Source organism: Amycolatopsis sp. MtRt-6 (genome assembly GCF_017308975.1).
Classification (GTDB): domain Bacteria; phylum Actinomycetota; class Actinomycetes; order Mycobacteriales; family Pseudonocardiaceae; genus Amycolatopsis.
In genome coordinates this window covers 46,738-71,480 of sequence record NZ_JADWPD010000044.1, presented here as the reverse complement: position 1 = coordinate 71,480, position 24,743 = coordinate 46,738, and the positions used below count along the sequence as shown (strand labels likewise).

General features: G+C 71.6%; 28 protein-coding genes. 12 read left to right on the top strand and 16 right to left on the bottom strand.

Annotation, left to right across the window (positions count from 1 at the left end):
- Window positions 1-53: 53 nt before the first annotated feature.
- Window positions 54-398, top strand: a complete 345-nt coding sequence (locus I4Q55_RS44925; protein ID WP_206796948.1) for an oxidoreductase — start codon at window positions 54-56, stop codon at window positions 396-398.
- On the opposite strand, the gene I4Q55_RS44920 is transcribed toward I4Q55_RS44925, so the two are convergent.
- The 5 genes from I4Q55_RS44920 to I4Q55_RS44900 form a co-directional block, all read right to left on the bottom strand.
- A complete protein-coding gene (locus I4Q55_RS44920) occupies window positions 395-847 on the bottom strand; it encodes a GNAT family N-acetyltransferase (protein WP_206796947.1) in 453 nt (150 codons plus the stop codon). The genes I4Q55_RS44925 and I4Q55_RS44920 overlap by 4 nt on opposite strands.
- Before the next feature lie 10 nt (window positions 848-857).
- Window positions 858-1,844 carry an SMI1/KNR4 family protein gene (locus I4Q55_RS44915; protein ID WP_206796946.1) on the bottom strand — a complete coding sequence of 329 codons (987 nt, stop codon included), beginning with the start codon at window positions 1,842-1,844 and terminating at the stop codon, window positions 858-860.
- Window positions 1,845-1,854: 10 nt separating this feature from the next.
- Window positions 1,855-2,829 carry a TAXI family TRAP transporter solute-binding subunit gene (locus I4Q55_RS44910; protein WP_206796945.1) on the bottom strand — a complete coding sequence of 325 codons (975 nt, stop codon included), beginning with the start codon at window positions 2,827-2,829 and terminating at the stop codon, window positions 1,855-1,857.
- A complete protein-coding gene (locus I4Q55_RS44905; RefSeq protein ID WP_206796944.1) occupies window positions 2,826-4,790 on the bottom strand; it encodes a TRAP transporter fused permease subunit in 1,965 nt (654 codons plus the stop codon). Before I4Q55_RS44905 ends, I4Q55_RS44910 begins: the two co-directional genes overlap by 4 nt.
- Before the next feature lie 152 nt (window positions 4,791-4,942).
- On the bottom strand, window positions 4,943-6,442 hold the full coding sequence (locus I4Q55_RS44900) for a leucyl aminopeptidase (RefSeq protein ID WP_206796942.1): 1,500 nt from the start codon (window positions 6,440-6,442) through the stop codon (window positions 4,943-4,945).
- A 109-nt stretch (window positions 6,443-6,551) separates the two neighbouring features.
- Here I4Q55_RS44900 and I4Q55_RS44895 point away from each other — a divergent pair, with 109 nt between their 5' ends.
- Both I4Q55_RS44895 and I4Q55_RS44890 read left to right on the top strand, forming a co-directional pair.
- On the top strand, window positions 6,552-7,400 hold the full coding sequence (locus I4Q55_RS44895) for a hypothetical protein (RefSeq protein ID WP_206796940.1): 849 nt from the start codon (window positions 6,552-6,554) through the stop codon (window positions 7,398-7,400).
- Window positions 7,393-8,055: a DUF402 domain-containing protein gene (locus I4Q55_RS44890; protein WP_206796938.1), complete on the top strand. Its 663-nt coding sequence runs from the start codon at window positions 7,393-7,395 to the stop codon at window positions 8,053-8,055. Before I4Q55_RS44895 ends, I4Q55_RS44890 begins: the two co-directional genes overlap by 8 nt.
- Here I4Q55_RS44890 and I4Q55_RS44885 read toward each other — a convergent pair.
- The gene (locus I4Q55_RS44885) at window positions 8,012-8,314 is read right to left on the bottom strand and encodes a hypothetical protein (RefSeq protein ID WP_206796936.1); all 303 of its coding nucleotides are present in this window, start codon (window positions 8,312-8,314) and stop codon (window positions 8,012-8,014) included. The two genes, I4Q55_RS44890 and I4Q55_RS44885, sit on opposite strands and share 44 nt — an antisense overlap.
- A 96-nt stretch (window positions 8,315-8,410) precedes the next feature.
- Between I4Q55_RS44885 and I4Q55_RS44880 the strand changes: the two genes are divergently transcribed.
- Window positions 8,411-9,514 carry a branched-chain amino acid aminotransferase gene (locus I4Q55_RS44880; protein WP_206796934.1) on the top strand — a complete coding sequence of 368 codons (1,104 nt, stop codon included), beginning with the start codon at window positions 8,411-8,413 and terminating at the stop codon, window positions 9,512-9,514.
- Window positions 9,515-9,601: 87 nt separating this feature from the next.
- Here I4Q55_RS44880 and cobT read toward each other — a convergent pair whose 3' ends face one another.
- Together cobT and I4Q55_RS44870 are read right to left on the bottom strand one after the other, a co-directional pair.
- On the bottom strand, window positions 9,602-10,678 hold the full coding sequence (gene cobT / locus I4Q55_RS44875; RefSeq protein WP_206796933.1) for a nicotinate-nucleotide--dimethylbenzimidazole phosphoribosyltransferase: 1,077 nt from the start codon (window positions 10,676-10,678) through the stop codon (window positions 9,602-9,604).
- A gap of 455 nt (window positions 10,679-11,133) precedes the next feature.
- On the bottom strand, window positions 11,134-11,583 hold the full coding sequence (locus tag I4Q55_RS44870; RefSeq protein WP_206796932.1) for a hypothetical protein: 450 nt from the start codon (window positions 11,581-11,583) through the stop codon (window positions 11,134-11,136).
- Window positions 11,584-11,721: 138 nt separating this feature from the next.
- On the opposite strand from I4Q55_RS44870, the gene I4Q55_RS44865 reads away from it, so the two are divergent.
- The 3 genes from I4Q55_RS44865 to I4Q55_RS44855 are packed head-to-tail and all read left to right on the top strand — an operon-like array spanning window position 11,722 to window position 13,515.
- The gene (locus I4Q55_RS44865) at window positions 11,722-12,471 is read left to right on the top strand and encodes a GntR family transcriptional regulator (RefSeq protein ID WP_206796931.1); all 750 of its coding nucleotides are present in this window, start codon (window positions 11,722-11,724) and stop codon (window positions 12,469-12,471) included.
- A complete protein-coding gene (locus I4Q55_RS44860; RefSeq protein ID WP_206796930.1) occupies window positions 12,468-13,310 on the top strand; it encodes a phosphoribosylaminoimidazolesuccinocarboxamide synthase in 843 nt (280 codons plus the stop codon). Before I4Q55_RS44865 ends, I4Q55_RS44860 begins: the two co-directional genes overlap by 4 nt.
- Window positions 13,303-13,515, top strand: coding sequence for a hypothetical protein (locus I4Q55_RS44855; RefSeq protein WP_206796929.1), 213 nt, complete (start codon window positions 13,303-13,305; stop codon window positions 13,513-13,515). The genes I4Q55_RS44860 and I4Q55_RS44855 overlap by 8 nt, the downstream gene beginning before the upstream one ends.
- A 9-nt stretch (window positions 13,516-13,524) precedes the next feature.
- Here I4Q55_RS44855 and I4Q55_RS44850 read toward each other — a convergent pair whose 3' ends face one another.
- A complete protein-coding gene (locus I4Q55_RS44850; RefSeq protein ID WP_206796928.1) occupies window positions 13,525-14,514 on the bottom strand; it encodes an aldo/keto reductase family protein in 990 nt (329 codons plus the stop codon).
- Between the two features lie 148 nt (window positions 14,515-14,662).
- Window positions 14,663-15,310, bottom strand: coding sequence for a DUF3043 domain-containing protein (locus tag I4Q55_RS44845; RefSeq protein ID WP_206796926.1), 648 nt, complete (start codon window positions 15,308-15,310; stop codon window positions 14,663-14,665).
- A 148-nt stretch (window positions 15,311-15,458) separates the two neighbouring features.
- Here I4Q55_RS44845 and I4Q55_RS44840 point away from each other — a divergent pair, with 148 nt between their 5' ends.
- A complete protein-coding gene (locus I4Q55_RS44840) occupies window positions 15,459-15,836 on the top strand; it encodes an iron-sulfur cluster assembly accessory protein (protein WP_004562664.1) in 378 nt (125 codons plus the stop codon).
- A gap of 77 nt (window positions 15,837-15,913) precedes the next feature.
- Here I4Q55_RS44840 and I4Q55_RS44835 read toward each other — a convergent pair whose 3' ends face one another.
- Complete coding sequence (locus I4Q55_RS44835; protein WP_206796924.1) at window positions 15,914-16,084, bottom strand: hypothetical protein; 171 nt, start codon at window positions 16,082-16,084, stop codon at window positions 15,914-15,916.
- A 149-nt stretch (window positions 16,085-16,233) separates the two neighbouring features.
- On the opposite strand from I4Q55_RS44835, the gene I4Q55_RS44830 reads away from it, so the two are divergent.
- A complete protein-coding gene (locus I4Q55_RS44830; RefSeq protein ID WP_206796922.1) occupies window positions 16,234-17,226 on the top strand; it encodes a carbohydrate kinase family protein in 993 nt (330 codons plus the stop codon).
- Window positions 17,227-17,284: 58 nt separating this feature from the next.
- On the opposite strand, the gene asnB is transcribed toward I4Q55_RS44830, so the two are convergent.
- On the bottom strand, window positions 17,285-19,219 hold the full coding sequence (gene asnB, locus I4Q55_RS44825) for an asparagine synthase (glutamine-hydrolyzing) (RefSeq protein WP_206796921.1): 1,935 nt from the start codon (window positions 19,217-19,219) through the stop codon (window positions 17,285-17,287).
- Between the two features lie 183 nt (window positions 19,220-19,402).
- Between asnB and I4Q55_RS44820 the strand changes: the two genes are divergently transcribed.
- Window positions 19,403-20,344, top strand: a complete 942-nt coding sequence (locus tag I4Q55_RS44820; RefSeq protein WP_206796920.1) for a cytochrome c oxidase subunit II — start codon at window positions 19,403-19,405, stop codon at window positions 20,342-20,344.
- A 32-nt stretch (window positions 20,345-20,376) separates the two neighbouring features.
- A complete protein-coding gene (locus tag I4Q55_RS44815) occupies window positions 20,377-20,796 on the top strand; it encodes a cytochrome c oxidase subunit 4 (RefSeq protein WP_206796919.1) in 420 nt (139 codons plus the stop codon).
- A 54-nt stretch (window positions 20,797-20,850) separates the two neighbouring features.
- On the opposite strand, the gene I4Q55_RS44810 is transcribed toward I4Q55_RS44815, so the two are convergent.
- Window positions 20,851-21,810 carry a GlxA family transcriptional regulator gene (locus tag I4Q55_RS44810; protein ID WP_206796918.1) on the bottom strand — a complete coding sequence of 320 codons (960 nt, stop codon included), beginning with the start codon at window positions 21,808-21,810 and terminating at the stop codon, window positions 20,851-20,853.
- Window positions 21,811-21,892: 82 nt separating this feature from the next.
- On the opposite strand from I4Q55_RS44810, the gene I4Q55_RS44805 reads away from it, so the two are divergent.
- A complete protein-coding gene (locus I4Q55_RS44805; protein WP_206796917.1) occupies window positions 21,893-22,783 on the top strand; it encodes a DMT family transporter in 891 nt (296 codons plus the stop codon).
- Here the strand turns inward: I4Q55_RS44805 and trpD are convergent.
- The 3 genes from trpD to I4Q55_RS44790 are packed head-to-tail and all read right to left on the bottom strand — an operon-like array spanning window position 22,776 to window position 24,699.
- On the bottom strand, window positions 22,776-23,810 hold the full coding sequence (gene trpD / locus I4Q55_RS44800) for an anthranilate phosphoribosyltransferase (RefSeq protein ID WP_206796916.1): 1,035 nt from the start codon (window positions 23,808-23,810) through the stop codon (window positions 22,776-22,778). The genes I4Q55_RS44805 and trpD overlap by 8 nt on opposite strands.
- A gap of 5 nt (window positions 23,811-23,815) precedes the next feature.
- A complete protein-coding gene (locus I4Q55_RS44795) occupies window positions 23,816-24,226 on the bottom strand; it encodes a hypothetical protein (RefSeq protein ID WP_086848121.1) in 411 nt (136 codons plus the stop codon).
- A 59-nt stretch (window positions 24,227-24,285) separates the two neighbouring features.
- Window positions 24,286-24,699 carry a hypothetical protein gene (locus tag I4Q55_RS44790; RefSeq protein WP_206796914.1) on the bottom strand — a complete coding sequence of 138 codons (414 nt, stop codon included), beginning with the start codon at window positions 24,697-24,699 and terminating at the stop codon, window positions 24,286-24,288.
- Window positions 24,700-24,743: the final 44 nt, after the last annotated feature.

Below are 24,743 nucleotides of genomic sequence, written 5' to 3'. Positions count from 1 at the left end.
CCGACCACACGCGGAGTCCGGGATAATGAGTGGTGGAAGTCTCGTGAGGGAGGGTGGTCGAGGTGGGTCTCTTCGACTCGCTGCGCAGGCGGGCCAAGGGTGGTCAGCGGGCCGGTACGCTGCGGAAAGCCAGCTCCGAGGACACCCGCCACCTCGAGGAGTGGGCGGCCACGCGGCGGGGTGTCGAGGCGTTCGTGGAGCCGAAGACCAACGTCACGGAGACCACTGTGGTGTTGATCGCCCATGACGGAGAGTGGACGCGGCGGCGGATCGCCAGCCTGGAGGCCGCCCAGCAGTTCGGCCACCGGCGCTCGATCCCGGTGTACGAGGTGGCGCGGGTCGGGTACCCGAAGCGGATGCGCGAGTACACCGAGCGGAAGAAGCGCGGCCAGGTCTAGAGGTCGAGCCGGCCGACCACCTCGCCGTGGTGGGCCTGGCCGGTGGGGCGGAAGCCCAGCTTGAGGTAGAACTTCTCCGGGCCGTCGTCGGCCGGCAGCCACAGCACCGTCACGACCTTTTCGCCTCGCCGCCGGGCCTCCTCGAGGACGGTTTCGACGGCGAACCGGCCGTAGCCGCGGCCTTGGACGCAGGCGCCGACGTTGAGCCGCCAGATCGAGCAGCGGAAGAAGTCGAGGTCGGCGCCCGGGTCGAAGCGGCCCATGACGAAGGCGACGGGTTCGCCGTCGCCCATGATCAGCCGCGGCCAGGCGATCTCCGGCTGGGTGTAGGCCTCGGCGAGCGAGACGGCGACGGGAGCGACGAACTTCTTCTGGTGCGGCTGGACGGCCAGCTGGCAAGCGGCGGCGACGTTCTCCGGGGTGATCTTCTCCACGGTGAGGATGGTCACCGTGTCCAAGCTAGCCTGCCTGGGCCAGCAGGGCGGCGTGGTTGAGCAGCGCCGCCCGGAAGGACGCGTGGACCGTGGTGCCGAGGACCGTGTCGACCTCGACGACGTGCCCGGCCGAGAGCAGGAGTACCGCGGGCTCGCTGAGGATCACCACGCCGTTCTCGGCGCGCAGGTCCGCGGTGCCGAGCAGCCGCGGGAAGACCACGTCGGCGGGCAGGCCGTCGCAGGTGCGGAGGAAGCCGCGGTGGTCGGCGGGCAGCTCGACGCCCAGGCGGAGCTCGGCCGAACGGATCGCCGCTTCGGACGCCGGGGGCGGGAGGGTGGTCCGGCCGCGCAGGAGTCCCGCTCCGCCGTGACCACGCAGGCGCATGATCTCCGCGATCAGCTCGGGCCAGGAGCCGAGCGTGAGCGGGTACCGCTCGTGCAACGCCGCGACCAGCGCACCCGCGCACGCCGGCGCCCAGTCACGCAGCCCGAGCGGGTCCGCGCCCGCCACCAGCGCCGGGGCCAGCGCGCGGGTGGCCGCCAGCGTGGCCACGTCCGGGTGCGGCCCGGCCGAACCAGCCCACGAGCCCAGGTCCCCCTCGGCGAGGGCCGCGCGCACCCGGTCCGGGCGGGTCGGCGCGACCCGCTTGACCACCTCGGCGACCGGGCCCGGCGGGAGGACGCCCTCGAGGTCCGAGACCGGACGCCGCAACCCAGCCGTGTGGGTGCGCTCCTCCGCGTCGAGGTCGAGCGGCGGCAACCCCTCCGCCCAGTCCGGACGCCCGCCGCGCGCCTCGAACAGCATCGCCCACGCGCGTGCCCGCACCGGGTCCGCGGCCAGCGCGGCCACCGGCCGCTCCGTCCGGGCCTGCCACTGCGTGACCAGCCGGTCGGCTTCGTCGAGGGCGCCGGTGACCGCGAGCAGCAAGGCCGCGTACCCCACCTGGTCGTCGACGCGCGCCTCGGGCGCCGTCAGGATGTCGCGGACCGCCGCTTCGAGGTAGTCCTGCACCCCACCGACCCTAGCCGAGCGCCTGCTTGGCGCCCGGGTGCAGCGGGACCGGGTCGGTCTGCGTCGCCAGCTGCTTCGAAATCTCCTTCGCCGCGGGGTGGACCTTCGCCAGGTCCGCCTGCTTGTCGAAGATCAGCTTCGTGATCGCGCACGCGTTGCCCGCCGGGAAGTCCTCGCGCACCAGCAGCAGGTTGGGCACCACGACCGTCGGCACGTCCGCGGGCTGCCCGTAGGTCGCCGCCGGGATCGGGGCGGCGTCGTACACCGGGTTGACCTCCTTCAGCTTCGGCAGCAGCGGCGTGATGTCGAGGAACTTCACCTTGTCCTTCAACGCCGTCGTGATGTCGGTGATCTGCGCGGTCGGCAGGCCGCCGGACCAGACGAGGCCGTCCAGGGTGCCCGCCTTCATGCCGTCCGCCGTCTTGGCGAGGTCGAGCCGCTGCGCCTGGACGTCGGTGTCCGGCTTGAGGCCCGCCGCCTGGAGCAGGCGGTTCGCGATCACCTCGGTACCCGACTTCGGCGAGCCCGTCGAGATCCGCTTGCCCTTCATGTCCTCGACGCTGTTGATGCCCGCGTCCGCGCGCACCAGCACCTGCGTGGAGTTCGGGTAGATCCGGGACAGGGCCTGGACCTTCTGCGGCTTGCCGTCGAAGGCGCCCTTGCCGTTGACGGCGTCCGCCGCGGTGTCGGCCAGCGAGAACGCGACGTCGTAGTTGCCGGCCACCAGCTGCTGGATGTTCTGCACCGACGCCCCGGTTTCCGAGGCCGTCGCGCGCAGCTTCGTGGAACTGCTGATCAGCTGGGCGAGCCCGCCGCCCAGCACGTAGTACACGCCGCCGCTGTTGCCGGTGGCGATCGTGATGCGGCCCTCGGCCGCTTCGCACGACTGGGTCCCGCCGGGCGCGGCCTGGTCGGTCTGCTGCTTCCCGCCGCAGCCGGTGACGGCCAGGGCGAGCACCGCGGCGGCGGCGACTGCGCGTTTCATGCTGTCCTCCTCGTGATCACGGCGTGGGTGAGCAAGGCGGCGACGCCGCACACGGCACCGATCGCGATCGGCACCGGCTCCAGGTAGAGCAGGCAGAGGGCGGCGGGCACGAACAGCAGCCGCGCCGGCAGGCCGACCGGCCCGAAGAGCCAGCCCCCGGTGACCACCGCCAGCGCGGCGACGGCGAGCGCGGACACCGCCGTCACCCACACCACGGTGAGGGCGTCGGACTGCAGCAGCAGCGCGGCGCCGTTGTCGGTCAGCACGAAGGCGATCGGCACCAGGAACGCCGGGAGCGTGTACTTCCAGCACTGCCACATGGTCCCGAGCACCGAGCCGCCGGTGATTGCCGCCGACGCCACCGCGGCGAGCGCGGTCGGCGGCGTGACCTCGGACAGCACGGCGTAGTAGAAGATGAACATCGCGCGCTCGGCGTCGGCGACGCCGAGCGTCTCCAGCGCGGGACCGATCACGACCCAGGCGATGATGAAGCTCGCGGTGACCGGCACCGCGAGTCCCAGGACGCCGACGGCGATCGCCGAGAGCAGCACGGTCAGGACGAGGATCAGCGTGCCGTTGTCGGTGAGGACGCCGGCCAGCTCCACCAGTGCGTCGGCGAGTTCGAGGCCCAGGCCGGTCTTGGTGATGGTCGAGGTGATCACGCCGGCCGCCGCGCACACCGCGATCACCGGCAGCGCGCCCCGCACGCCGGCCGACAGCGCGTCGACCATGTCCCTGGCCCAGCCTTTGACGTCACGGCGGCGGGCGATCAGCGCGAAGAGCGCGGCGACGCCGGTGGCGTAGACGACCGCGGCGAACGGCGGGATGTCCAGGGCGAGGAACACGACGATGATCGCCAGCGACAGGAAGTGGTAACCGCCGCGCAGCAGCAGCTTCCACGGATCCTCGTGCGGCACGTCGACGGCTTCGGCCTTGAAGCGCCGCGCGTCCGCCTCCATGGCGAGCACGATGCCGAGGTAGTAGAGCAGGGTCGGGACGGTCGCCCAGATCAGCACCTTCAGGTACGACGTCTGCAGGTACTCGGCGATGATGAACGCCGCCGCGCCGAGCGTCGGCGGCGAGAGGATGGCCCCGATGCCGGCCGCGGCGAGCAGCCCGCCGGCGTTTTCCTTGGGGTAGCGGGCTTTCTTGAGGATCGGCCAGGTGATCGAGCCGAGGCTGACGGCGGTCGCGGTGCCGGACCCGGACACCGTGCCGAGCAGGAAGCCCGACAGCACGGTGGTCCGGCCGGGCGCGGTCCGCGACCGGCGGAACGCGGCGAAGGAGATGTCCACGAAGAACTGCCCGGCGCCGGAGGCGTTGAGCACCGCGCCGTAGAGGGTGAACAGCACGATGTAGCTCGCCGCGACGTCCAGCGGGGTGCCGTAGAACCCGCTGGCGTCGTTGAAGAGCGCGTTGACGATCTGGCTGAAGTCGATGCCCGCGTGGGCGATGCCCCAGTTCTGCGGGAGGAAGCCGCCGTAGTAGGCGTAGGCCAGGAAGAGCACGCAGACGATCGGCAGCACCGGCCCGGTGGTGCGGCGGGTGGCTTCGAGGATGAGCACCAGCAGCAGCGCGCCGGCCACGATGTCCAGCGGGGACAGGGTGCCCTGGCGGTTCAGGAAGTCGTCGTAGCCGACGAGGACGGGGTAGAGGCCGACGGCGAGGGCGGCGACGGCGAGCGCCCAGTCGGTCCAGCCGGGATCGTCGCGGCCGCGCAGGCGCGGGCGGTAGCAGAGGAACACCAGCGGCAGCGTCACGCCGAGGAACAGGACCAGGGAGAACTGGGTGCCCTTGGCGAACGGGAAGAACACCTGCTTGAGCACGAGGACCGCGACGGCGAGGGCGACGAAGTAGACGACGCGGTCGGGGACCCCGGACAGCTTCCGCGCCGGGCGTTCCTCGTCGTGCTCGGCGGCGATTTCGGCGGGGGAGTCGCGTTCCACCGGCTCGGTCGTCACCCGGTCACCGTACGGTGTCCCGGATCACACCGAAAGCGGCAATTCGATCACCGGCCCCAAGCGCCCCAATGTGGCCTTCGGTGCGTTCAACGCACCGAAGGCCACATTGGGTGCGTTCAACGCAACCAAGGCCACATTGGGGCGCTTGAGTGTCAGCCGTTGGCGGCGATGTCCGCCAGGACCGCGGCGATCGACCGCACCGGGACGCCGGTGCCGCCCTTGCCGGTGTAGCCCCACGGCGAGCCCGTGTTGAACGACGGGCCCGCGATGTCGATGTGGACCCAGTCGAGGCCGTCGGCGACGAACTCGCGCAGGAAGATCCCGGCCGCGAGCATGCCGCCCCAGCGGTGGCCGGTCACGTTGGCCAGGTCGGCCAGGCGCGAGTCGAGGTCGGCGCGCAGCTCCTCCGGCAGCGGCATGGCCCAGCCGTTCTCGCCGGTGGCCTGCATGATCGCCGCGACGCGGTCGCGGAAGTCCTCCGAGCCCATCACGCCGGCGGTGCGGTTGCCGAGCGCGACGACCTGGGCGCCGGTCAGCGTCGAGGTCTCGATCAGGTAGTCCGGGTTCTCCTCGGCCGCGCGGACCATGGCGTCGACCAGGACCAGCCGGCCCTCGGCGTCGGTGTTGAGGACCTCGACGGTCTTGCCGCCGTACATCGTCAGCACGTCACCCGGCCGGTACGACGTCCCGGACGGCAGGTTCTCCGCCAGCGGGATGTGCGCGACGACCTCGAGCGGGTACTTCAGCTTCGCCGCGAGCACCACCGACGCGAGCACGCCGGCCGCGCCGGACATGTCCGACGTCATGTGGTCCATGTTCGCGGCGGGCTTGAGCGAGATGCCGCCCGAGTCGAACGTGATGCCCTTGCCGACCAGCGCGACCTTCTTGGCGGCCTTGGCCGGCTTGTAGGCCAGGCGCAGCAGCCGCGGCGGGCGCGACGAACCGCCGCCGACGCCGAGGATGCCGCCGAAGCCCTTGCGCTTGAGGGCCTTCTCGTCGAGCACCTCGAACTCGAGGCCGTTGTCCTCGGCCAGCTTCTTCGCGCGGTCGGCGAAGGAAGCCGGGTAGAGGTCGTTCGGCGGGGTGTTGATCAGGTCGCGGGCGACGATGACGGCCTCGGCGATGCTGCCGGCCGCCTTCAGCGTCGCCTTGTGCTCGCGGGCGGTGCCGCCGGCCGGGCTCGCGAAGTCGGCCTTCGCCAGCGGGGCGTCGCCCTTCTCCGAGCGGTAGGCGGTGAAGACGTAGGAGCCGAGGACCGTGCCCTCGACGGCGGCCTGCAGGTCGATCTCGGACAGCGTGACGAGCGCGCGGTCGGTGCCGGCCAGCGCGCGGCCGGCGGCGCCCGCGGCGCGGCGGACCTGCTCCGGGGTGATGTCGCCGGCCGCCTTGCCCAGGCCGACGGCGAGCACCACGCCGGCCGGGAGCTTGCCCAGCGTCGGGACCTTGACGACCTCTTCGGCCTTCCCGCTCGCGCCGAGCGTGGCCAGCAGGCCGGCGAGCCTGCCGTCGAACGCGGCGTCCACGGCGGCGGCGCCGGGAGCGAGCACCGGACCGTCCTCGCCGGCCACGGTGCCGATGACGACAACATCGGCGCGCGTCTTGGCCAGTGCCTCCCCGGTGTTGTCGGACAGGGCGAGCTTGGGCACGGTCACTTCTGGCTCCTCGCGCGTTCTCGGTGGTACCGGGCACCGGCCCGGTCGGGATCGTGAGCCATGCTAATGACGACGAAATCGCGGGTGAACACAGGTACGGGAGGGCTGCGTGCGGCTGGGTGGCGGGCTGCTGGTGGTGCTGGCGGCCGGGGCGGCGGGTGCGGGCTGGTGGCTGCTCGCCGGGCTGGTGCTCGCGGCGGTGGCCGCCGGCGTGTCGGCGCGGGTGCCGGAACCGGGGGACGCCCTGGTGGAGCGGGTCGCCGTGGCGGTCGCGCGGCCGGCGGAGGTGACCGGCTACGCCATCGCGTTCGGCGCCTACGTCTTCCCCGGGCACCGCGAGGCGGCGGCCGCGGCGTTCGTCGTCGTGGTGACCGGCGTGGGGTTCGCCGGGCTGAAGATCCCGGCGATCGTCGTGCGCGCCGTCTGCGGACTGCTGCTCGTCGCGGGCCTCGTGCTGGTCGGCGTGTGCGTGGCCGTGCCGCCGGTGGCGACGGCCGGCGGCGGCCCGCAACCCCCGGACTTCGCGGGCGTGCTCTTCGTGGCCGTGCTGGCGCTGCCGTTCCTGCGGCCCGCGGGACGCGGCAAGGCCGGGCTGCGCGTCCTGCTGCTCGGCGCGGTCGCCCTGCTGGCCGGCTTCGCCGCGCTCTACCAGCTCGGCGCGGTCCGGCTCGGGCTGTCGCTCACGTCGCTGCGTGACCTGCTGTCCGCCGCCGACGCCGACGCGCTGCAGCCGATGCTCACGGTCGTCGCCGTGGTCGCGACGGTGCTGCCGGCGCTCGCGGCCGGTGCGGAGGTCCGCGAGCGAACCGGGCCGCCGGGGCTCGCGGGCGTCGCCGTCGCCGCGGTGGCCGCGTACTTCCTGCCGGTGCTGCCCGTGCTCGTGGTCGCGGGGCTGGCGGTCGTGTTCGAGCTGCTACTGGGCGTACGCGCCCGCAGGTACAGTGGGGCTCGTGAGTGATCGACGCTGGCGGCCGGGGGAGACCGTGGTCGAACGGTTCCACCGCCCCGACGGCTCGATCGGCCAGGTCCACCCGCTGCGCGTCCTCGAAGACGACGGCCGCGTCCTGCTCGCCTGGCTGCCGGCCGGCACGCCGATCGTCGGCAGCAGGCTCGCCGACGGCCGCCTGATGCGCGACGCCCCGCTCGACCAGCGGTTCCGCATCCCGCGGGTGCCGGTCCCCGACTCCTGGCACGGCGCCTCGACGCTCCGGCGGATCCCCGAAGACGAGTGGTCGTCGGTCTGGTGGTTCTTCGACCTCGAAGGCCGGTTCAAGAACTGGTACGTCAACCTCGAGATCCCGCTGGGGCGCACGGCGGGCGCGGTCGACCGGATCGACGGCGTGCTCGACGTCGTCGTCGAACGCGACGGCAGCTGGCGCTGGGACGACGAGGACGAGGCCGAGGCCGCCCTGGAAGTCGGCCGCCTGACGCTCGAGCAGTTCGACCGGCTGCGGGCCGAAGGCGAGCGGATCGGCGCGCTGGCCGAACGCGGCGCCTACCCGTTCGACGGGACGGACACCGACTTCCGCCCGGACCCGGGCTGGCCGGCGCCGGAGCTGCCGGCGGAGCTCAGCCCGCGAGCAGGAGAAGGATCAGCGCCAGCACGGCGTTGACCACCGCGAGGACGACCACCGACTTCGTCGGGATGACCGCCGGGAACACCTTCTTGCCGTGGATGCTCCGCCACCACACGATGGCGAACACCCCGCCGACCAGGCCGAGGAAGCCGCCGAAGCCGCTGCTGAGCACGGCCCAGCCGACCATGCCGAGCAGGCCGACACCGAAGGTCAGCAGCACCGCGGTGACGAACGTCTTGACGTCGGCTCCGCCGGTCTTGGGCCGGGGCACCGGCTCAGTGGAGTGGTAGGTCACAAGGGCATCCTAGAGTCATCACGAGCCGGACGCGGGGCGCCCGGAACAGATGGACATCCGACTAACGCGCGTCCGAGCAAGCGGTATCGTCTAACCATGACGACCACGGCACAGTTCGCCCATGTCCCGCACCCGAGTCCTGCGAGCGCGGACCGTGTCGCGGAGGTACTCGAAACGCCCGGGTTCGGGTTGTACTTCACCGACCACATGGTCACCGTCAAGTGGTCGAAGGGCCAGGGCTGGCACGAGGCCCAGGTGGGTCCGTACGCCCCGTTCACGCTCGACCCGGCGACGTCGGTGCTGCACTACGGCCAGGCCATCTTCGAGGGGCTCAAGGCCTACCGCCAGCCGGACGGCTCGATCGCGTCGTTCCGCCCGGACGCCAACGCCACCCGGTTCCGGCAGTCGGCCGAGCGGCTCGCCATGCCGCAGCTGCCCGAAGAGATGTTCCTCGAATCGCTGCGGGAACTCGTCGCCGTCGACGGCCGGTGGGTGCCCACCCGGCCGGGTGATTCGCTGTACCTGCGGCCGTTCATGATCTCGACGTCGACCGGCCTGGGCGTCAACAGCCCGGCCGCCGACTACGTGTACACGGTGATCGCCTCGCCGGCGGGGTCGTACTTCGCGGGTGGCGTGAAGCCGGTCAGCGTCTGGCTGTCCACCGAGTACGTCCGGGCGGCTCCCGGCGGCACCGGCGCGGCCAAGTGCGCCGGCAACTACGCGGCGTCGTTCGTGGCGCAGGCGCAGGCCGTCGAGAAGGGCTGTGACCAGGTCGTGTGGCTCGACGCGGTCGAGCGGCGCTGGGTCGAGGAGATGGGCGGGATGAACCTGTTCTTCGTCTTCGGCTCCGGCGAAAACGCCCGGGTGGTCACGCCCGAGCTGACCGGGTCGCTGCTGCCCGGCGTCACCCGGAAGTCGCTGCTGCAGCTGGCTTCGCGGCTCGGGTACAAGGTCGAGGAGCGCCGGATCTCCACCGACGAGTGGGAGAAGGCGGCGGCTTCGGGCGAGCTGACCGAGACGTTCGCCTGCGGCACCGCGGCGGTGATCACGCCGGTCGGGCACGTCAAGCACGGCGGTGGCGAGTTCACGATCGCCGACGGGCAGCCGGGTGCGCTGACGATGAAGCTGCGCGAGGAGCTGACCGGGATCCAGGAGGGCACCCGCCCCGACCCGGACCACTGGATGGTCAAGCTCGGTTGATCCGACACCCTAGGGGTAACTGCCTCATCGATGAGACAGTTACCCCTAGGGTCGGCGAGCCGACCTTCCGGGAGTCGCTTTCGTGGTTCAGGACGCGGGCGCGGCGATGAGCGGGCCGGAGACGCCGGCCTGCTCGTGGGTGGCCGTCTCGGCGAGGACGCGGGCGGCCATCATCAGCAGCGGCAGCGCGGTCACCGCGCCGGTGCCTTCGCCGAGCCGGACGTCCAGTTCCAGCAGCGGGCCCAGGTCGAGGTGCTCCAGGGCCAGGGCGTGCGCCGGTTCGGCCGTCCGCTGGCCCGCGACCCACCAGCGGCGGGCGCCCGGGGCCAGGTCCTCGGCGACGAGCGCCGCCGCGCAGGCGACCAGGCCGTCGAGCACCACCGGCGTCCGCCGGGCCGCGGCCTGGGCGAGGAAGCCGGTCATCGCGGCGATGTCCGCGCCGGCCGTGCTGCGCAGCAGGTCGACCGGGTCGGCCAGCACCGCGCGGGCCCGGCGCAGGGCGTCGCGCACGGCGGCGGCCTTGCGCATCCAGGCGTCGTCGTCGATGCCGGAGCCGCGGCCGACGACGGCGACCGGCTCGCTGCCGGTCAGCGCCGCCACCAGCACGGAGGCCGGGGTGCTGTTGCCGATCCCGAGGTCGCCGGGGATGAGCAGGTCGGCCCCGCCGTCGACCTCGGCGTCGGCGATCGCGATCCCGGCGCGGATCGCCTTCTTCACCTCGTCGGCGGTCAGAGCGTCTTCGACGTCGATGGAGCCGGAGCCGCGGCGGACCTTGAACTCGCCGATCGAGCGGGTCGCGGGAGCCTCGGTGTCGACGGCCAGGTCGACGACCCGCACGCTCGCGCCCGCGGCGGCGGCCAGGACGTTGATTGCGGCCCCGCCGGTGAGCATGGTGCCGAGCAGCTGCGCGGTGACCTCGGCGGGATAGGCGGAAACGCCCTTGGCGGCAATGCCGTGGTCCCCGGCGAAGACGACAACGCGCGGCCGCGTGAACGGCCGCGGCGGCGACTGCCCCTGGCAGGCGGCGATCCAGACGCCCAGCTCTTCGAGCCGCCCGAGCGAACCGGCGGGCTTGACGAGCTTGTCGTGCAGGGCGATCGCCGCGGAGCGGGCATGGTCGTCGGGCGGGGTGATCTCGGGGAACTCGATGTTTTCCGGCTCCACGCCAGGCCCTTCCTCTTCCGCGGCAATGCTGCGGCCAACTTACCGGGAAGAGCCGGGTGGTGGTCTCGCGGCTCGTCGCCCGCGAAAGCACAGGCGGCCGGGTCGACGCCGTGCTGCCGCACGACGCGGCCCGGCCGCTGGTCCACCTCGAGTCGATCGGTGCGGTGTCGGCCCGTACACGCGAGGACGGGGGGGCTGTGCCGGGCCTGGCCGCGGACGACGCTGTCCGAGGTGGATGCCGGGCACCCGGTCCGTCCGGGTGCCCGGCGCGATCCGCGTCCAGAGGCCTCAGGGCTTCCGGGCCGGACCGCAGCTCGTGCCCTACGGGTAGGCCGAGTGCGAAGGCTTCGGGGGAACGGGTGCTTCCTGGCGCATGGGTGGTTCTCCTCCCTGCCGATCGGTGGGGTCACCTCGTCTTCGCGGAGCGGCGGCCGGCCCGCTGCGCCCGGAAACCGCTAGGCGCACGCGGGCGGGCCACCGCCGTCGTCTCCCTCCTGAGGCAGCCCGGTCGGCCGGATGGTGACGTCCCGCCGCAGCTCGGCCGGGATCCGGCAGTCCGGCTGTGGCCGGAGTGCCTGCAGCGGCGCGCCCGGGGTGCCGGGCTCCGCCAGGGTGAGCACCGCCCGCAGCGTCCACACCGGGGTGGCGTGGTACTGCCAGGTGACGACTCGCGGGTTGAACACGTCCGTGCCCGGGAACGTCGGCACGCGGTAGGCGCTGGCCCGGTGCTCGTCGCGGAGGATGATGACGTCCGCGCAGGTCGGCCAGCGGTGCACGGCCGCGTAGATCTCCGGCGCCTCGCGGCCGCCGAACAGGTGCAGCACCCATTTGCGGCGCCGGAGTTCCTCGAGGAGTTCCTCGAGGCCCGGGCCGCCGGAACCGGAGTTCGGTGTGGGCGGGGACACACTTTCGAGGGTAACTAGCGTACTAGAGCGCAGTCCAGTGCGTGTACTAGTACACCTGGGTGGTTCTGAACAGGCCTTTGTGGGACACCCCCCGGCGTGCTAGAACACTTGTGCGTGTTGTCCCTGTGAGGAGCCGCCTTGCCCACCCTCGACCGCCCTGAGCCGCCGTACCTGCAGATCGCGGGCCGGATCCGTGACGACATCCTGTCCGGCCGGCTGCAGGAGGGCGACGCAGTGCCGTCCGCCCGCGAGATAGCGCGCACCTGGACCGTCGCCATGGCGACGGCCACCAAGGTGCTGGCCACGCTGCGCTCGCAGGGCCTCGTGCGGCCCGTGCGCGGCGTCGGCACCGTCGTCGACCGCGGCGGCCTGCACCGCACGGCCCGCGACCGCTCCGCCGCCTCGGCGCGGACCGGCCGGATCTACCCGCCGGGCCACTACGCGGTGATCCGCTCGGCCACCCTCGAACCGGCGACCGAACGCGCCGCGGCCGCACTCGGCCTGGAGGCGGGCGCCCCGGTGATCCGCCGCCGGCGGACCACGTACGGTCCCGACTCGCGGCCGCTGTCGACGTCGACGTCGTGGTTCGACGGCGCGCTGTCGGCCAAGGCGCCGGCGCTGCTGGTGGCGGAGCGGATCGTCGAGGGCACCGCGGCCCACGCGGCCGCCCGGCTGGGCACGAAGATCGCGACGACGCAGGAACGCCACGCGGCGGGCCGCGCGGGCGAGGAGGAGGCGGCCGAGCTGGGCCTGCCGGAGGGGTCGCCGGTGCTGCTCGGCCGGAGCACCTTCCTGGCGGCCGACGGGACGGTCGTCGAGTACGGTGAGTCCGCCGCCTTGCCCGACCACTGGGTTTTCTACGAGTACACGACTGAGGACGGCGAATGAAGCACATCCACGCGGGCAAGGTCCGTGACCTGTACGAACTCGACGGCGGGGACATCCTGCTGGTCGCGTCCGACCGCGTCTCGGTCTACGACGTCTCGCTGCCGACGCCGATCCCGGACAAGGGCAAGCTGCTCAACCAGCTGTCGGCCTGGTGGTTCGACCGGATGACCGAGGTCGTCCCGAACCACGTCGTGTCGACCACCGACGTGCCGGCGGAGTTCGCCGGGCGCGCGATGCGCTGCAAGCCGCTGAAGATGGTCCAGGTCGAGTGCATCGCGCGCGGCTACCTCGCCGGCCTGGGCCTGCGCGAGTACCAGCGCGACGGCAAGATTTCGGGTGTCGCGCTGCCGCCGGGCCTGGTCGAGGGCGACAAGCTGCCGGAGCCGATCTTCACGCCGACGACGAAGATCTCCGACACCGGCCACGACGAGTTCATGACCTTCGACGAGGTCCTGAACGAGATCGGCGAGGACACCGCGAAGCGGCTTCGCGAGCTGACGCTGGAGATCTACACGAAGGGCGCGGAGCACGCGGCGAAGCAGGGCGTGATCATCGCGGACACGAAGCTGGAGTTCGGCTTCGACGCCGACGGCACGCTGACCCTCGGCGACGAGGTCCTGACGTCGGACTCGTCGCGGTTCTGGCCGGCCGACGAGTGGGAGCCGGGCCGCCCGCAGCGCGCGTTCGACAAGCAGTTCGTGCGCGACTGGTCGCGGTCGACGGGCTGGGACCAGACCCCGCCCGGGCCGGAGATCCCCGCGGACGTCGTCGAGCAGACGCGGCAGCGCTACACCGAGGTCTACGAGCGGATCACGGGGAAGACCTGGGTCCGTGGGTGAGTACGACCCGTACCGGCTGATCGACGACGTCGAGAGCCTGCTGGTCGCGCACGGGCTCGCGCCCGCGCGCGTGCCCGGCCGCGGCGGCGACCGGCTGGCGGGTGCCAGCCGGCTGCTGCGCGGGTTCGGCCTGGAGCCCCGGATGGCCCCCGAGGACGCGTTCGACCTCGGGGTGCCGTTCCAGGGCCGGATCAACCAGGACTGAGCCTCCGGGTCAGGGGCTCTTGGTCAGGCTCGCGTCGCGCTCGACGACGTCACCGAGGACGTCGTCGATGGCCTGCAGGAGGTCGGCGTCGAGCTTCTGCCCGGCGGCCTTGACGTTCTCGTGCACCTGCTCCGGCCGCGAGGCCCCGATGATCGCCGAGGCGACGTTCGGGTTCTGCAGCACCCATGCGACGGCCAGCTGGGCGAGGCTCAGCCCGGCCTCCTTGGCGAGGGGTTCGAGCTGCGCGACGCGCTTGAGGACGTCCTCGTCGAGGAAGCGGGCGACCATGTCGGCGCCGCCCTTTTCGTCGGTGGCGCGCGAGCCTTCGGGGTAGGCCTGGCCGGGCTTGTACTTGCCGGTGAGCACGCCCTGGGCGATCGGCGACCAGACGATCTGGCTCAGGCCTTCGCGCTCGGAGGTGGGGATGACCTGCTCTTCGATGACGCGCCAGAGCATGTTGTACTGCGGCTGGTTCGACACGAGCGGGATGTGCAGCTCACGCGCGAGGGCGGCGCCGCGGGAGATCTGCTCGGCGGTCCATTCCGAGACGCCGACGTAGAGGACCTTGCCCTGGCGCACGAGGTCGGCGAAGGCGACCATGGTCTCTTCGAGCGGGGTGTGCCGGTCGAACCGGTGCGCCTGGTAGAGGTCGACGTAGTCGGTGCCCAGCCGCTTGAGGCTCGCGTGCGCCGACTCCATGATGTGCTTGCGGGACAGGCCCTTGTCGTTGGGGCCCTTGGGGCCGGTGGGCCAGAAGACCTTGGTGAAGATCTCGAGGCTTTCCCGCCGCTGCCCCTTCAGCCCCCGCCCGAGCACGGCCTCGGCGGCGGTGTTGGCGTAGGCGTCGGCGGTGTCGAAGGTGGTGATGCCGGCCTCGAGGGCGGCCTCGATGCAGGCGCGGGCCTGGTCCTCCTCGACCTGGGAACCATGGGTGAGCCAGTTCCCGTACGAGATCTCACTGACGTTGAGGCCACTGCGGCCGAGACGACGAAACTCCATGGCTGTGAGCTTAGGCGGTAATCGTTTGCTTTGCTAACGACCTGGAGTGACTCCAGCCACGGCGGGGGTGGCCCGGAGGTCGGACCCGCGGTCGCGGACAGCGAGAAGCCGGGTGGAGGCTCGCTCCACCCGGCTTCTCGAAATCGGCTCAGTTCGGGATCGGGTCGCCCGGCTTCAGCCGCGGCTTCGGCATCCGCAGCCGCCGGATCTGGGATGCCCGGACGAACGCGTACCAGCCGATCGACCGGCCGTTCACCGCTTCCTTCGGGAACTTCTCCCGGACCAGCTTCGCGATCTTCCGGCCGTTCACGAAGCCCTCGATCGCCATCACCAGCAGCATCGCCGTGCACAGCAGCGTGATGTACGACTGCACCTGGGGCAACGGCACCAGCAGCGCCAGGAACACCACGATCGCCAGCGGCATGAACAGGCCGAGCAGGTTGCGCCGGCTGTCGACCAGGTCGCGGACGTACCGCTTGACCGGCCCCTTGTCGCGCGGCAGCAGGGCGCTGTCGTCGCCGCGCATCATCGCGTCGCGGCGAGCCTTCGCGGCCGCCCGGCGGTCTTCCTTGGACTGGGGGTTCGCCTTGCGCAGTTCCTTGTTGCGCTTCATCGCCTCACGCATCGTCGTGGGCGGCGGTGCCACCGGGCCGCGCTTCTTCGCCTCGGCGTCGCGGCGCTTCGGCGTAGCCTTGCCCTTACCGGGCGTGTACGCCTTGCCGGCGACGTCGACGGCTTCGGCCGTTTCCGGCTCTTCGGCGGCGGTGTCTGTGGTGCTTCGGCGCAGGAACCTCACCTCACCAGGGTATTGCAGGCGTCACGCCGCCGGTAACCAGGGCGATCCATGTGCGACCATGGTGGGGGAACAGATCGGACGCCCCGGGTGTTGAACACGTCAGCACGAGGAGTATCCGCAGCGAGTTCGACTTTGATGAGGGAGTGCCATGACGACCGCTGAGCACGCCGGCGCGACGCAGGCCGAGACCGCCGAGGAGACCCACGGCGTCACGTTGACCGACGCCGCGGCTTCCAAGGCGAAGGCCCTGCTCGAGCAGGAGGGCCGCGACGACATGCACCTGCGCATCGCCGTCCAGCCCGGTGGCTGTGCGGGCCTGCGTTACCAGCTGTTCTTCGACGAGCGCACGCTCGACGGAGACCTGTTCCGCGACTTCGACGGCCTCAAGGTCGCCGTCGACCGGATGAGCGCGCCGTACGTGTCGGAAGCCGTCATCGACTTCGTGGACACGATCGAGAAGCAGGGCTTCACGATCGACAACCCGAACGCCACCGGCTCCTGCGCCTGCGGCGACTCGTTCCACTGAGCCACGACACCACAGCAGAAGGCCCCGTCTCCCGGGTGGGAGGCGGGGCCTTCTCCGTTGCTGCGGGAATCCGGGGGTCAGACGTAGGCGTCGAGCTCGGCCACCTGGGCGTGGCACGCCTCGTCGACCTGCCACGGTTCGGCCGTGACGAGCGAGGTCGGGAGGCTTTCGGCCTGGAGCGTCGCCGGGATGAAAGCGCAATCGGCGATCAGCTCGGACAGGGTCTCGGGTTCGGTGACGGCGTTCACGATTCGTAACGCTATTGATCTGCGCTCGACTGGAACAGGAGTACCAGCCGGTAGTGTCGGCTGGGCGCGCGCGAACTACCCGGATGGGTCATGACCCGGGGGTAACTTCGCGCCTTTTGCCGTGAGGAAAGAGCACAAAGGAGCAGCCGGTGGCAGAAAAGGCCAGGATCGCGGTGTCCGGCAGTATCGCGACCGACCACCTCATGCACTTCCCGGGCAGGTTCGCCGAGCAGCTGGTCGCCGAGCAGCTGCACCGCGTCTCACTGAGCTTCCTCGCCGACGACCTGGTGGTCCGGCGCGGCGGCATCGGCGCGAACATCGCCTTCGGCCTCGGGGTGCTCGGCGTCCAGCCGGTCCTCGTGGGTGCCGTCGGCGCCGACTTCGCCGACTACCGCTCCTGGCTGGAGCGGCACGGCGTCGACACCTCGGGCGTGCACGTGTCCGAGGTCGCGCACACCGCGCGGTTCGTCTGCACCACCGACGAGGACCTCTGCCAGATCGCGACCTTCTACGCCGGCGCGATGGCCGAGTCCCGCAACATCGAGCTGTCGCCGATCGCCGAGCGCGCCGGCGCGCTGAGCCTGGTGCTGATCAGCCCGGACGACCCCGAGGGCATGATCCGCCACGCCGAGGAGTGCCGCCAGCGCGGGTACGCCTTCGCCGTCGACCCGTCGCAGCAGCTGGCCCGGATGACCGGCGAGCAGGCGCGCGCGTTCGTCGCCGGCGCGAAGTACCTGTTCAGCAACGACTACGAGTGGGAGCTGCTGCTCCAGAAGACCGGCTGGACCGAGGCCGACGTCCTCGACCAGGTCGGCCTGCGGATCACGACGCTGGGCGAGAAGGGCGTCGAGATCGTGGGCAAGGACGGCGTCGCCCTGCAGATCGGCGCGGTCCCCGAGCGCACGAAGGCCGACCCGACGGGCGTCGGCGACGGCTTCCGCGCCGGCTTCCTGGCGGGCCTCGACGGCGGCCTCGGCGTGGAGCGCGCGGCCCAGCTGGGGTCGCTGATCGCGGTGCTGGTCCTGGAGACGGTCGGCACCCAGGAGTGGACGTTCGACCGCGCCGAGGCCCTGGCCCGCATCGGTGAGGCGTTCGGTCCGGACGCCGCGGAGGAGATCGGGGCGGTCCTGCCCGCCGCCTGAGCCTCGGCACGGGAAAGGCCCCGCACCGAGCCGGTGCGGGGCCTTCGTCACGCGAACCTCAGAGCTTGACCGGGTACACCGGCTCCGGGATCTCCGGCTTGATCCGGTGCTCCACGAAGATGCCGTGCCACAGCATGAACACGATCAGCGCCCACAGCTGGCGGCTGCGGTCCAGCTGGCCCGCCTTGTGCTCCTCCAGCAGCGCCAGGATCGCCTTCTTGTCCAGCAGCTCCTCGGTCTTCGAATCCGAGATGATCCCCTTCGCCCAATCGTACATCTCGTTGCGCAGCCACAGCCGGATCGGGACCGGGAAGCCCAGCTTGCGGCGGTTGAGCACGTGCGCCGGGATGATCTTGGCCAGCGCCTGGCGCAGCGCGTACTTCGTCGTGCCGTGGGCGAGCTTCTGGTCCAGCGGGATCGACGCCGCGACCTTGAACACCTCGGCGTCGAGGAACGGCACCCGCAGTTCCAGCGAGTTCGCCATCGTCACCTTGTCGGCCTTGACCAGGATGTCGCCGCGCAGCCACGTGTACAGGTCCACGTGCTGCATGCGGGCCACCGGGTCCCAGCCGCGCGAGACGTCGTACCAGGGTGCCGTGACGTCCTTGAAGCCGACGCCCTCCTGGTACGTGCGCAGGACGTTGCGCAGCTGGTCGTCGCGGAAGTTGCGGGCGTTGCCGTAGTAGCGGTCCTCCAGCGGCAGCGCGCCGCGGCGGAGCAGGTCCTTGCCGCGGGTGCCCTCGGGGATCTTCGTCGACACCTTGCCGATGATCTTGCGCATGCCGCCCGGGATCTTCTCGAACGGCGCCAGCGAGATCGGCTCGTTGTAGATCGTGTAACCGCCGAACAGCTCGTCCGCGCCTTCACCGGACAGCACGGCCTTGACGTGCTTGCGGGCCTCGCGCGCGATGAACCACAGCGGGACCAGCGCCGGGTCGGCCACCGGGTCGTCGAGGTACCAGACGATGAGCGGCAGCACCTCCATCATCTCGTCCGCCGACACCGTCCGGACCACGTGCTTGACGCCGATCGCGGCGGCCGACTCGGCGGCGACGTCGACCTCGGAGTAGCCCTCGCGCTCGAACCCGGTGGTGAACGCGATCAGGTTCGGGTTGTGCTCCTTGGCCAGCGTGGCGGTGGCCGTGGAGTCGATGCCGCCGGAGAGGAACGCGCCGACCGTGACGTCCGGGTCGGAGATCATGTGCTTGCCGACCGAGTCGCGCATCACGTCGGCGATGCGCTGGTACAGCTCCTCGGCCTCGGCGGGGGAGCTGACCGGCTTCGCGGTGAACTGCGGGTGGAAGTAGCGCGTGAACTTCACCTCACCGCCGGGCACCACCTCGAACGACGTCCCGGACTCCACGCGCCGGATCGCCGTGTGCAGCGACTCGGGCTCGGGCACGTACTGCAGGACCAGGTAGTGCTGCAGGGCCTTCCGGTCCAGCTCCTGGGCGACGCCGAGGACGTCCGACAGCTCCAGCAGGCTCTTCTTCTCGCTGGAGAAGGCCACGCCCTCGGGCCCGGCCGAATAGAACAGCGGCTTGATCCCGAACGGGTCGCGCGCGCCGAAGACCCGCTTCTCCTGGGAGTCCCAGATCATGAAGGCGAACATGCCGCGCAGGCGCTTCACCCACTCCGCGCCGAGGTAGTGGAACCCGGCGACGATGGCCTCGCCGTCGCCCTCGGTCTCGAACTTCGCGCCGTGCTGCTCGGCGAGCTCGGCCCGCAGCTCCAGGTAGTTGTAGATCTCGCCGTTGAAGTTCATCGTGTACCGGCCCGGCGCCTCGGGCGGGCCCCAGACCAGCGGCTGGTGCGCGTGCTCGACGTCGATGAAGGCGAGCCGGTTGAAGCCGTAGACGACTTCGGCGTCGGCCCAGGTGTCCTGCTCGTCGGGGCCGCGGTGGCGCTGGCAGCGCATGGCCGCGCCGACGGCGTCACGCGCGTTCGCCGCGCCGGTCTCGGTCGCGCAGATCAGTCCAAGCAGGCCGCACACGGGGACTCACACACCTTCAGGGTCTTCGCGGGCTGGGGAAGGCCCCAGTATGCCGGGACGCTGGTGGCGAGTAACACGCACGTCGATGGTTACCCCTTGGTCAGCAGGACCGGCCAACTCGGCTAGAGTCCGGCTGTCACAAAGATCGGTCGTAGGAGGCTCTGGGTGAAAGGGCGAGGCGCAGTGGGACAACCCGAGCGCACCCTGGGGAAGCGGACCGTGCGCGTCGCCGCGCTGGCCGTGCTGGTCGCGCTGACCGCGACGGGCTGCTCCGGCGACGAGATCCTGCGGTTCGGCTGGCCGGTCGGCGTCACGCAGCAGGCCACCGACATGCGGAACCTGTGGACCTGGACGGTTGTCGCGGCGCTGGTCGTCGGTGTCATCGTGTGGGCCCTGATCTTCTGGACCGCGACGTTCCACCGCAAGAAGAAGACGGCCGACGGCGAGCCGGAGGAGCTGCCCCGGCAGTTCCAGTACAACATCCCGCTCGAGCTGTTCACGGTCGTCGTCCCGACGATCATGGTCTGCGTCCTGTTCTTCTTCACCGCGACGACGGAGTCGAAGGTCCTGGACAAGATCCCGAACCCGGACGTCAAGGTCCAGGTCGTGGCCTTCCAGTGGAACTGGGAGTTCAAGTACGAGGACGAGTCCGCGAAGAAGGCGGACGGCCAGCAGATCAGCACCGTCGGCTCGTCCGGCGAGATCCCGCTGCTGGTGCTCCCGGTCGGCAAGACCATCCAGTACGACCTGGTCTCCACCGACGTCATCCACTCCTTCTGGGTTCCGGAGTTCCACTTCAAGCGGGACGTCATGCCGAACCCGGAGAAGAACAACCAGGACAGCTCCTTCCAGAACAAGATCGACCGCGAAGGCTCCTTCGTCGGCCGGTGCGCGGAGCTGTGCGGCACGTACCACTCGGTGATGAACTTCGAGGTCCGCGCGCTGTCGGCCGACAAGTACGACCAGTACATCGCGCTGCGCAAGCAGGTGAACCCCTCGACGGGCCAGTCGTTCACCGCGGCCGAAGCGCTGGCGAAGATGAACTGCGGCGAGCTGTGCACCCCGCACGCGGTGACGACCCAGCCGTTCAACACCGACCGCACCGCGCGGACCGCGTCCAACTGACGGCCGGCGAGACACAGGAGTAGGAAAAGACCATGAAGGTCGAAGCCCGCATCTTCTTCATCGTGGCGATCTTCGCCGTGTTCATGGCCGGCGTGTACTGGGTGTGGACCGCGCTGGCCGCGACCCACGGTGCCGAGCCGGTGGGCATCGTCGCGCTGTTCCTCACCGGTGGCCTGGCGTTCCTGGCCGGGAGCTACCTGCAGTTCGTCGCGCGCCGGATCGAGCCGCGCCCGGAGGACCGCGAGGACGCCGAGATCAGCGACGGCGCGGGCGAGCTGGGCTTCTTCAGCCCGGGCAGCTACTGGCCGGTCGGCATGGCGGCCACCGCGGCGCTCGGTGCCGTGGCGCTGGCGTTCTTCCACATCTGGCTGCTGGTCATCGCGCTGGTCGCGCTGCTCATCACGATCGGCGGGCTGGTGTTCGAGTACCACACGGGGCCGTCGCACGACTGAGTTTCACTCGCCGGACCGGCCGTCGCACTTCGGTGCGGCGGCCGGTTTCGTTTTTCAGCCGCGGAAAGCCGTCCGGTAGGACGACGGGCTCGTGCCCCGCAGGCGGCTGAACTGGTGCCGCAGCGCGGCCGCCGAGGCGTACCCGCACGCCGTCGCGATGTCCTCCACCGAGAGGCCGCCCTCCTCCAGCAGCGCCTGGGCGCGGTCCAGCCGCCGCTCGGTCAGCCAGCGGTGCGGCGTGGTGCCCGTGGCCGCCGAGAAGCGCCTCAGGAACGTCCGCTCGCCCAGGCCGCTGCGGCGGGCCAGCTCCGCCACCGTGAACGGCTGGTCCAGCCGCCGCTCCACCCACTCCAGGGCCTCCGCGACCACGGCGTCGTCACCCGCCGCCGTCGCCGGCACGGGCGCCTGGACGAACTGCGCCTGGCCGCCCGCGCGGTGCGGGGCCGCCACCATCCGCCGGGCCAGCGTCGTGGCCGCCGCGACGCCACGCAGCCGCCGGACCAGGTGCAGGCACAGGTCGACCGCCGCGACCGTGCCCGCGCTGGTCAGGACGCCGCCGTCGTCGGCGTACAGCGCCTGCGGGTCCACCTGGGCCGCCGGGAAGCGAGCGCGGAACTCCGCCTCGTACACCCAGTGGACCGTGCAGCGGCGGCCGTCGAGCAGGCCCGCGTAGCCCAGGGAGAAGACTCCCGCGCAGAACCCCGCCACCCACGCGCCCCGCCCGGCGGCGTCGCGCAGGACGTCCAGCACCGGTTCGGGCGGCGGCGCGGTCCGGGGCGCGCACGTCGGCACGATCAGCAGGTCGGCCGACGCCGCGAAGTCCAGGTCACGCAGGCCGGCCAGCCCGAACCCGGACCAGCTCTCGACCGCGGCCCCGGCCGGCGAGCAGACGCCGAAGTCCCAGCCCTCGATGCCGTCGGCGCTGCGGTCGGTGCCGAACACCTCGCACGCGACGCCCAGCTCGAACGGCGAAACGCGGTCGGCGAGCACCACGGCGACCCGCTTGACGTCCATGCCGGCCAGTCTGTCACAAGTTTTGCGGCCGTTGTCATCTCTGACACTGGTTGACCTCCGCCCGCGCGACGAACCTGGTCGCATGACGAATTCGGAAACCCGCCCGCTGCTCCAGTGGTCCGCGGCGATGGCGATGTCCGGCACGATCGGCGCCGTCGTCCTCGAGAGCGGCGCGGCCGCCCCCGCCGTGGCCTTCGCCCGCTGCTTCGTCGGCGGCGCGCTGCTCGTGCTCTGGTGCCTCTCCCGCGGCTGGCTGCGGGCCTGGCGGCCGTCCCGCCGCGACCTCGGCCTGGCGGTGCTGGGCGGGCTGTTCCTGGTCGGGAACTGGGTGCTGCTGTTCGCGTCGTACGCGCTGTCGTCGATCTCGGTCAGCACGGTCGTCTACCACACCCAGCCGCTGATCCTGGTCGGCCTGGCGGCGGCCTTCCTCGGCGAGAAGGTCGCCAAGAGCCACCTCGCCCGGGCCGCGATCGCGTTCGGGGGAGTGGCGGTGATCTCGCTGTCCGCCCACGGCGAGGACGGCAAGCCGGTCCAGCTCGCCGGCATCGCGCTCGCGCTCGGCGCGGCGGTCTTGTACGCTGGAGCGTCCTTCGTCGCGAAGCAGCTGAAGCACATCCGCCCGCACCTGCTGGCCGCCGTGCAGACGACGGTGGGCGCGCTCGTGCTGGCGCCTGCGCTGCTGATCACGCCGCTGCCGTCGACGACGTCGGGGCTGCTCTGGCTGGTGCTGCTCGGGACCGTCCACACGGCACTGATGTACGTGCTGATGTACGCGAGCATCGGCAAGCTGCCGACCACGACGGTGGCGCTGCTGTCCTACCTGTACCCGGTGGTCGCGGTCCTGGTGGACATCGCCTGCTACGGCCACCGCCCCAGCTGGCTCGAGGCGCTGGGCATGCTCGCGGTCCTGGCGGCCGCGCTGGCACCGCAGCGCAGCCGCCGGACCGAAAAGCAGCGGGTGAAGGTCAGCTGAAGGCGATCCAGCGGTCCAGCAGCGCGGCCGCGGCACCCGAGTCGATCGCCTCCGCGGCCCGCGTCAAGCCGGCCCGCAGGTCGTCCTCCAGGGACTCCGAGAAGCCCGTGAAGGCCGCCAGGGCCGCCGCCGCGTTGATCAGGACCGCGTCGCGGACCGGGCCCGGCTTGCCGCCGACCAGCTCGCGGATCACCTCGGCGTTCGCCGCCGCGTCGCCGCCGCGCAGGTCCTCCGCCGTCGCGCGGGCGATGCCCACGGCGGCCGGGTCGAAGCTGCGCTCGGTCACCGTGCCGTCCGAGATCACCCAGATGGTCGACGTCGTCGTCGTGGTGATCTCGTCGAGACCGTCGTCACCGCGGACGACCAGGGCACGCGTGCCGCGGCGGGCGAACGTCTCCGCCAGCACCCGCGTCTTGTCGGCGTACGCGCAGCCGACCAGCGCGGCGCCCGGCTGGGCCGGGTTGGTCAGCGGGCCGAGCAGGTTGAACGTCGTCGGGATGCCCAGCTCGCTGCGCACCGGGCCGGCGTGCCGCAGCGCCGGGTGGAACGCCGAGGCCAGGAAGAACCCGACGCCGACCTCGGCGAGGCTGCGCTGGACGTCCTCCGGCGGCAGGCTGATCGTGACGCCGAGCGCCTCGAGGACGTCCGCCGCGCCGGACTTCGACGACGCGCTGCGGTTGCCGTGCTTGGCCACCGGCGCGCCGGCCGCCGCCGTGACGATCGTCGCCATCGTCGAGATGTTGACCGAGTTCGAGCCGTCGCCGCCGGTGCCGACGATGTCGACCGCCGGGCGGTCCAGCTCGACCCGCCGGGCGTGCGCCAGCATCATGGCCGCCATCCCGGCGATCTCCTCGGGCGTCTCGCCCTTGGCGCGCAGCGCGACGGCGAACCCGGCGATCCGGGCGGGGCTCGCCGCGCCGCTCATGATCTGGTCCATCGCCCACGCCGTGTCCTCCGCGGAGAGGTCGACGCCCGCGATCAGCTGCTTGAGCAGGGGTGGCCAGGTGCGGGGGACCGGGGTGGTCACCGGGCTCAGCCGTTCACGACGGGGACCCGTCGCGCGCGCAGCACGTCGGCGACGGTCTCCGCGGCGGTCAGCGGGTCCAGCGGGTGCACCAGCACGGCGTCCGCCTGCGACCAGGTGGCCAGCCAGCGGTCGTCCTTGCGCCGCACGGCGACCACGATCGGCGGACAGTCGGTGATTTCGCTCTTGAGCTGCCGGCACAGGCCGATGCCGCCGGTCGGCTGCGCCTCGCCGTCGAGGATCGCCAGGTCGACGTTGCCCGCGTCCACCTCGGACAGCACGTCGGCGATCCCGGCCGCTTCGACGTAGTCCACGCGCGCCAGGTCGGCGGCGGGCCGCCGGCCGACCGCGTTCACGATCGCCTCGCGCACCTCCGCCTTGTGGCTGAACACCAGGACCCGCATCGACCGCTCGCCCATTGAGCACGCCTCCGTCTCGCGATGTACGTCTCCGCCGATCGTATCGGCAGAGACCGACATCACGCGGTCGGCTCCGGCTGTTGCGCGTCCCAGCCGAGCGCGTCGCCGCCCAATCGTTGCGCGAGACCCGCCATCCGGGAGCGTTCCTGGGCGCAGTGCAGGGCGTCGAGCACCTGGACGCGGACCGCGAGTACCCGCGCCAGCCCCTCCGAAGGAGCCTGTTCCCGCAGCTCATAGCCGTCCTGGGCGAGGATCGACGCCGCCTCGGCGAGCCGGTCCGGCGGCAGCAGCAAGTGGTGCCGCAGAACGGCCGGTGCCGTGCTGACCCAAGCAGGTGAACCGGCGAGCACGGCGGAGTCCGCGACGACCGGGTCGAAGGCCTCGGCGACGATCTCCAGCCCCGGCGTCTCAGGCGTCAGACCGGGCGTTTCCCGCTTCTTGACCAGGTCAAGCAGGCGGTCGAGTAAACCCATGAGTAGCTCTCACCTTCCCGGGCATCCGGTGTGATCGGTTACGC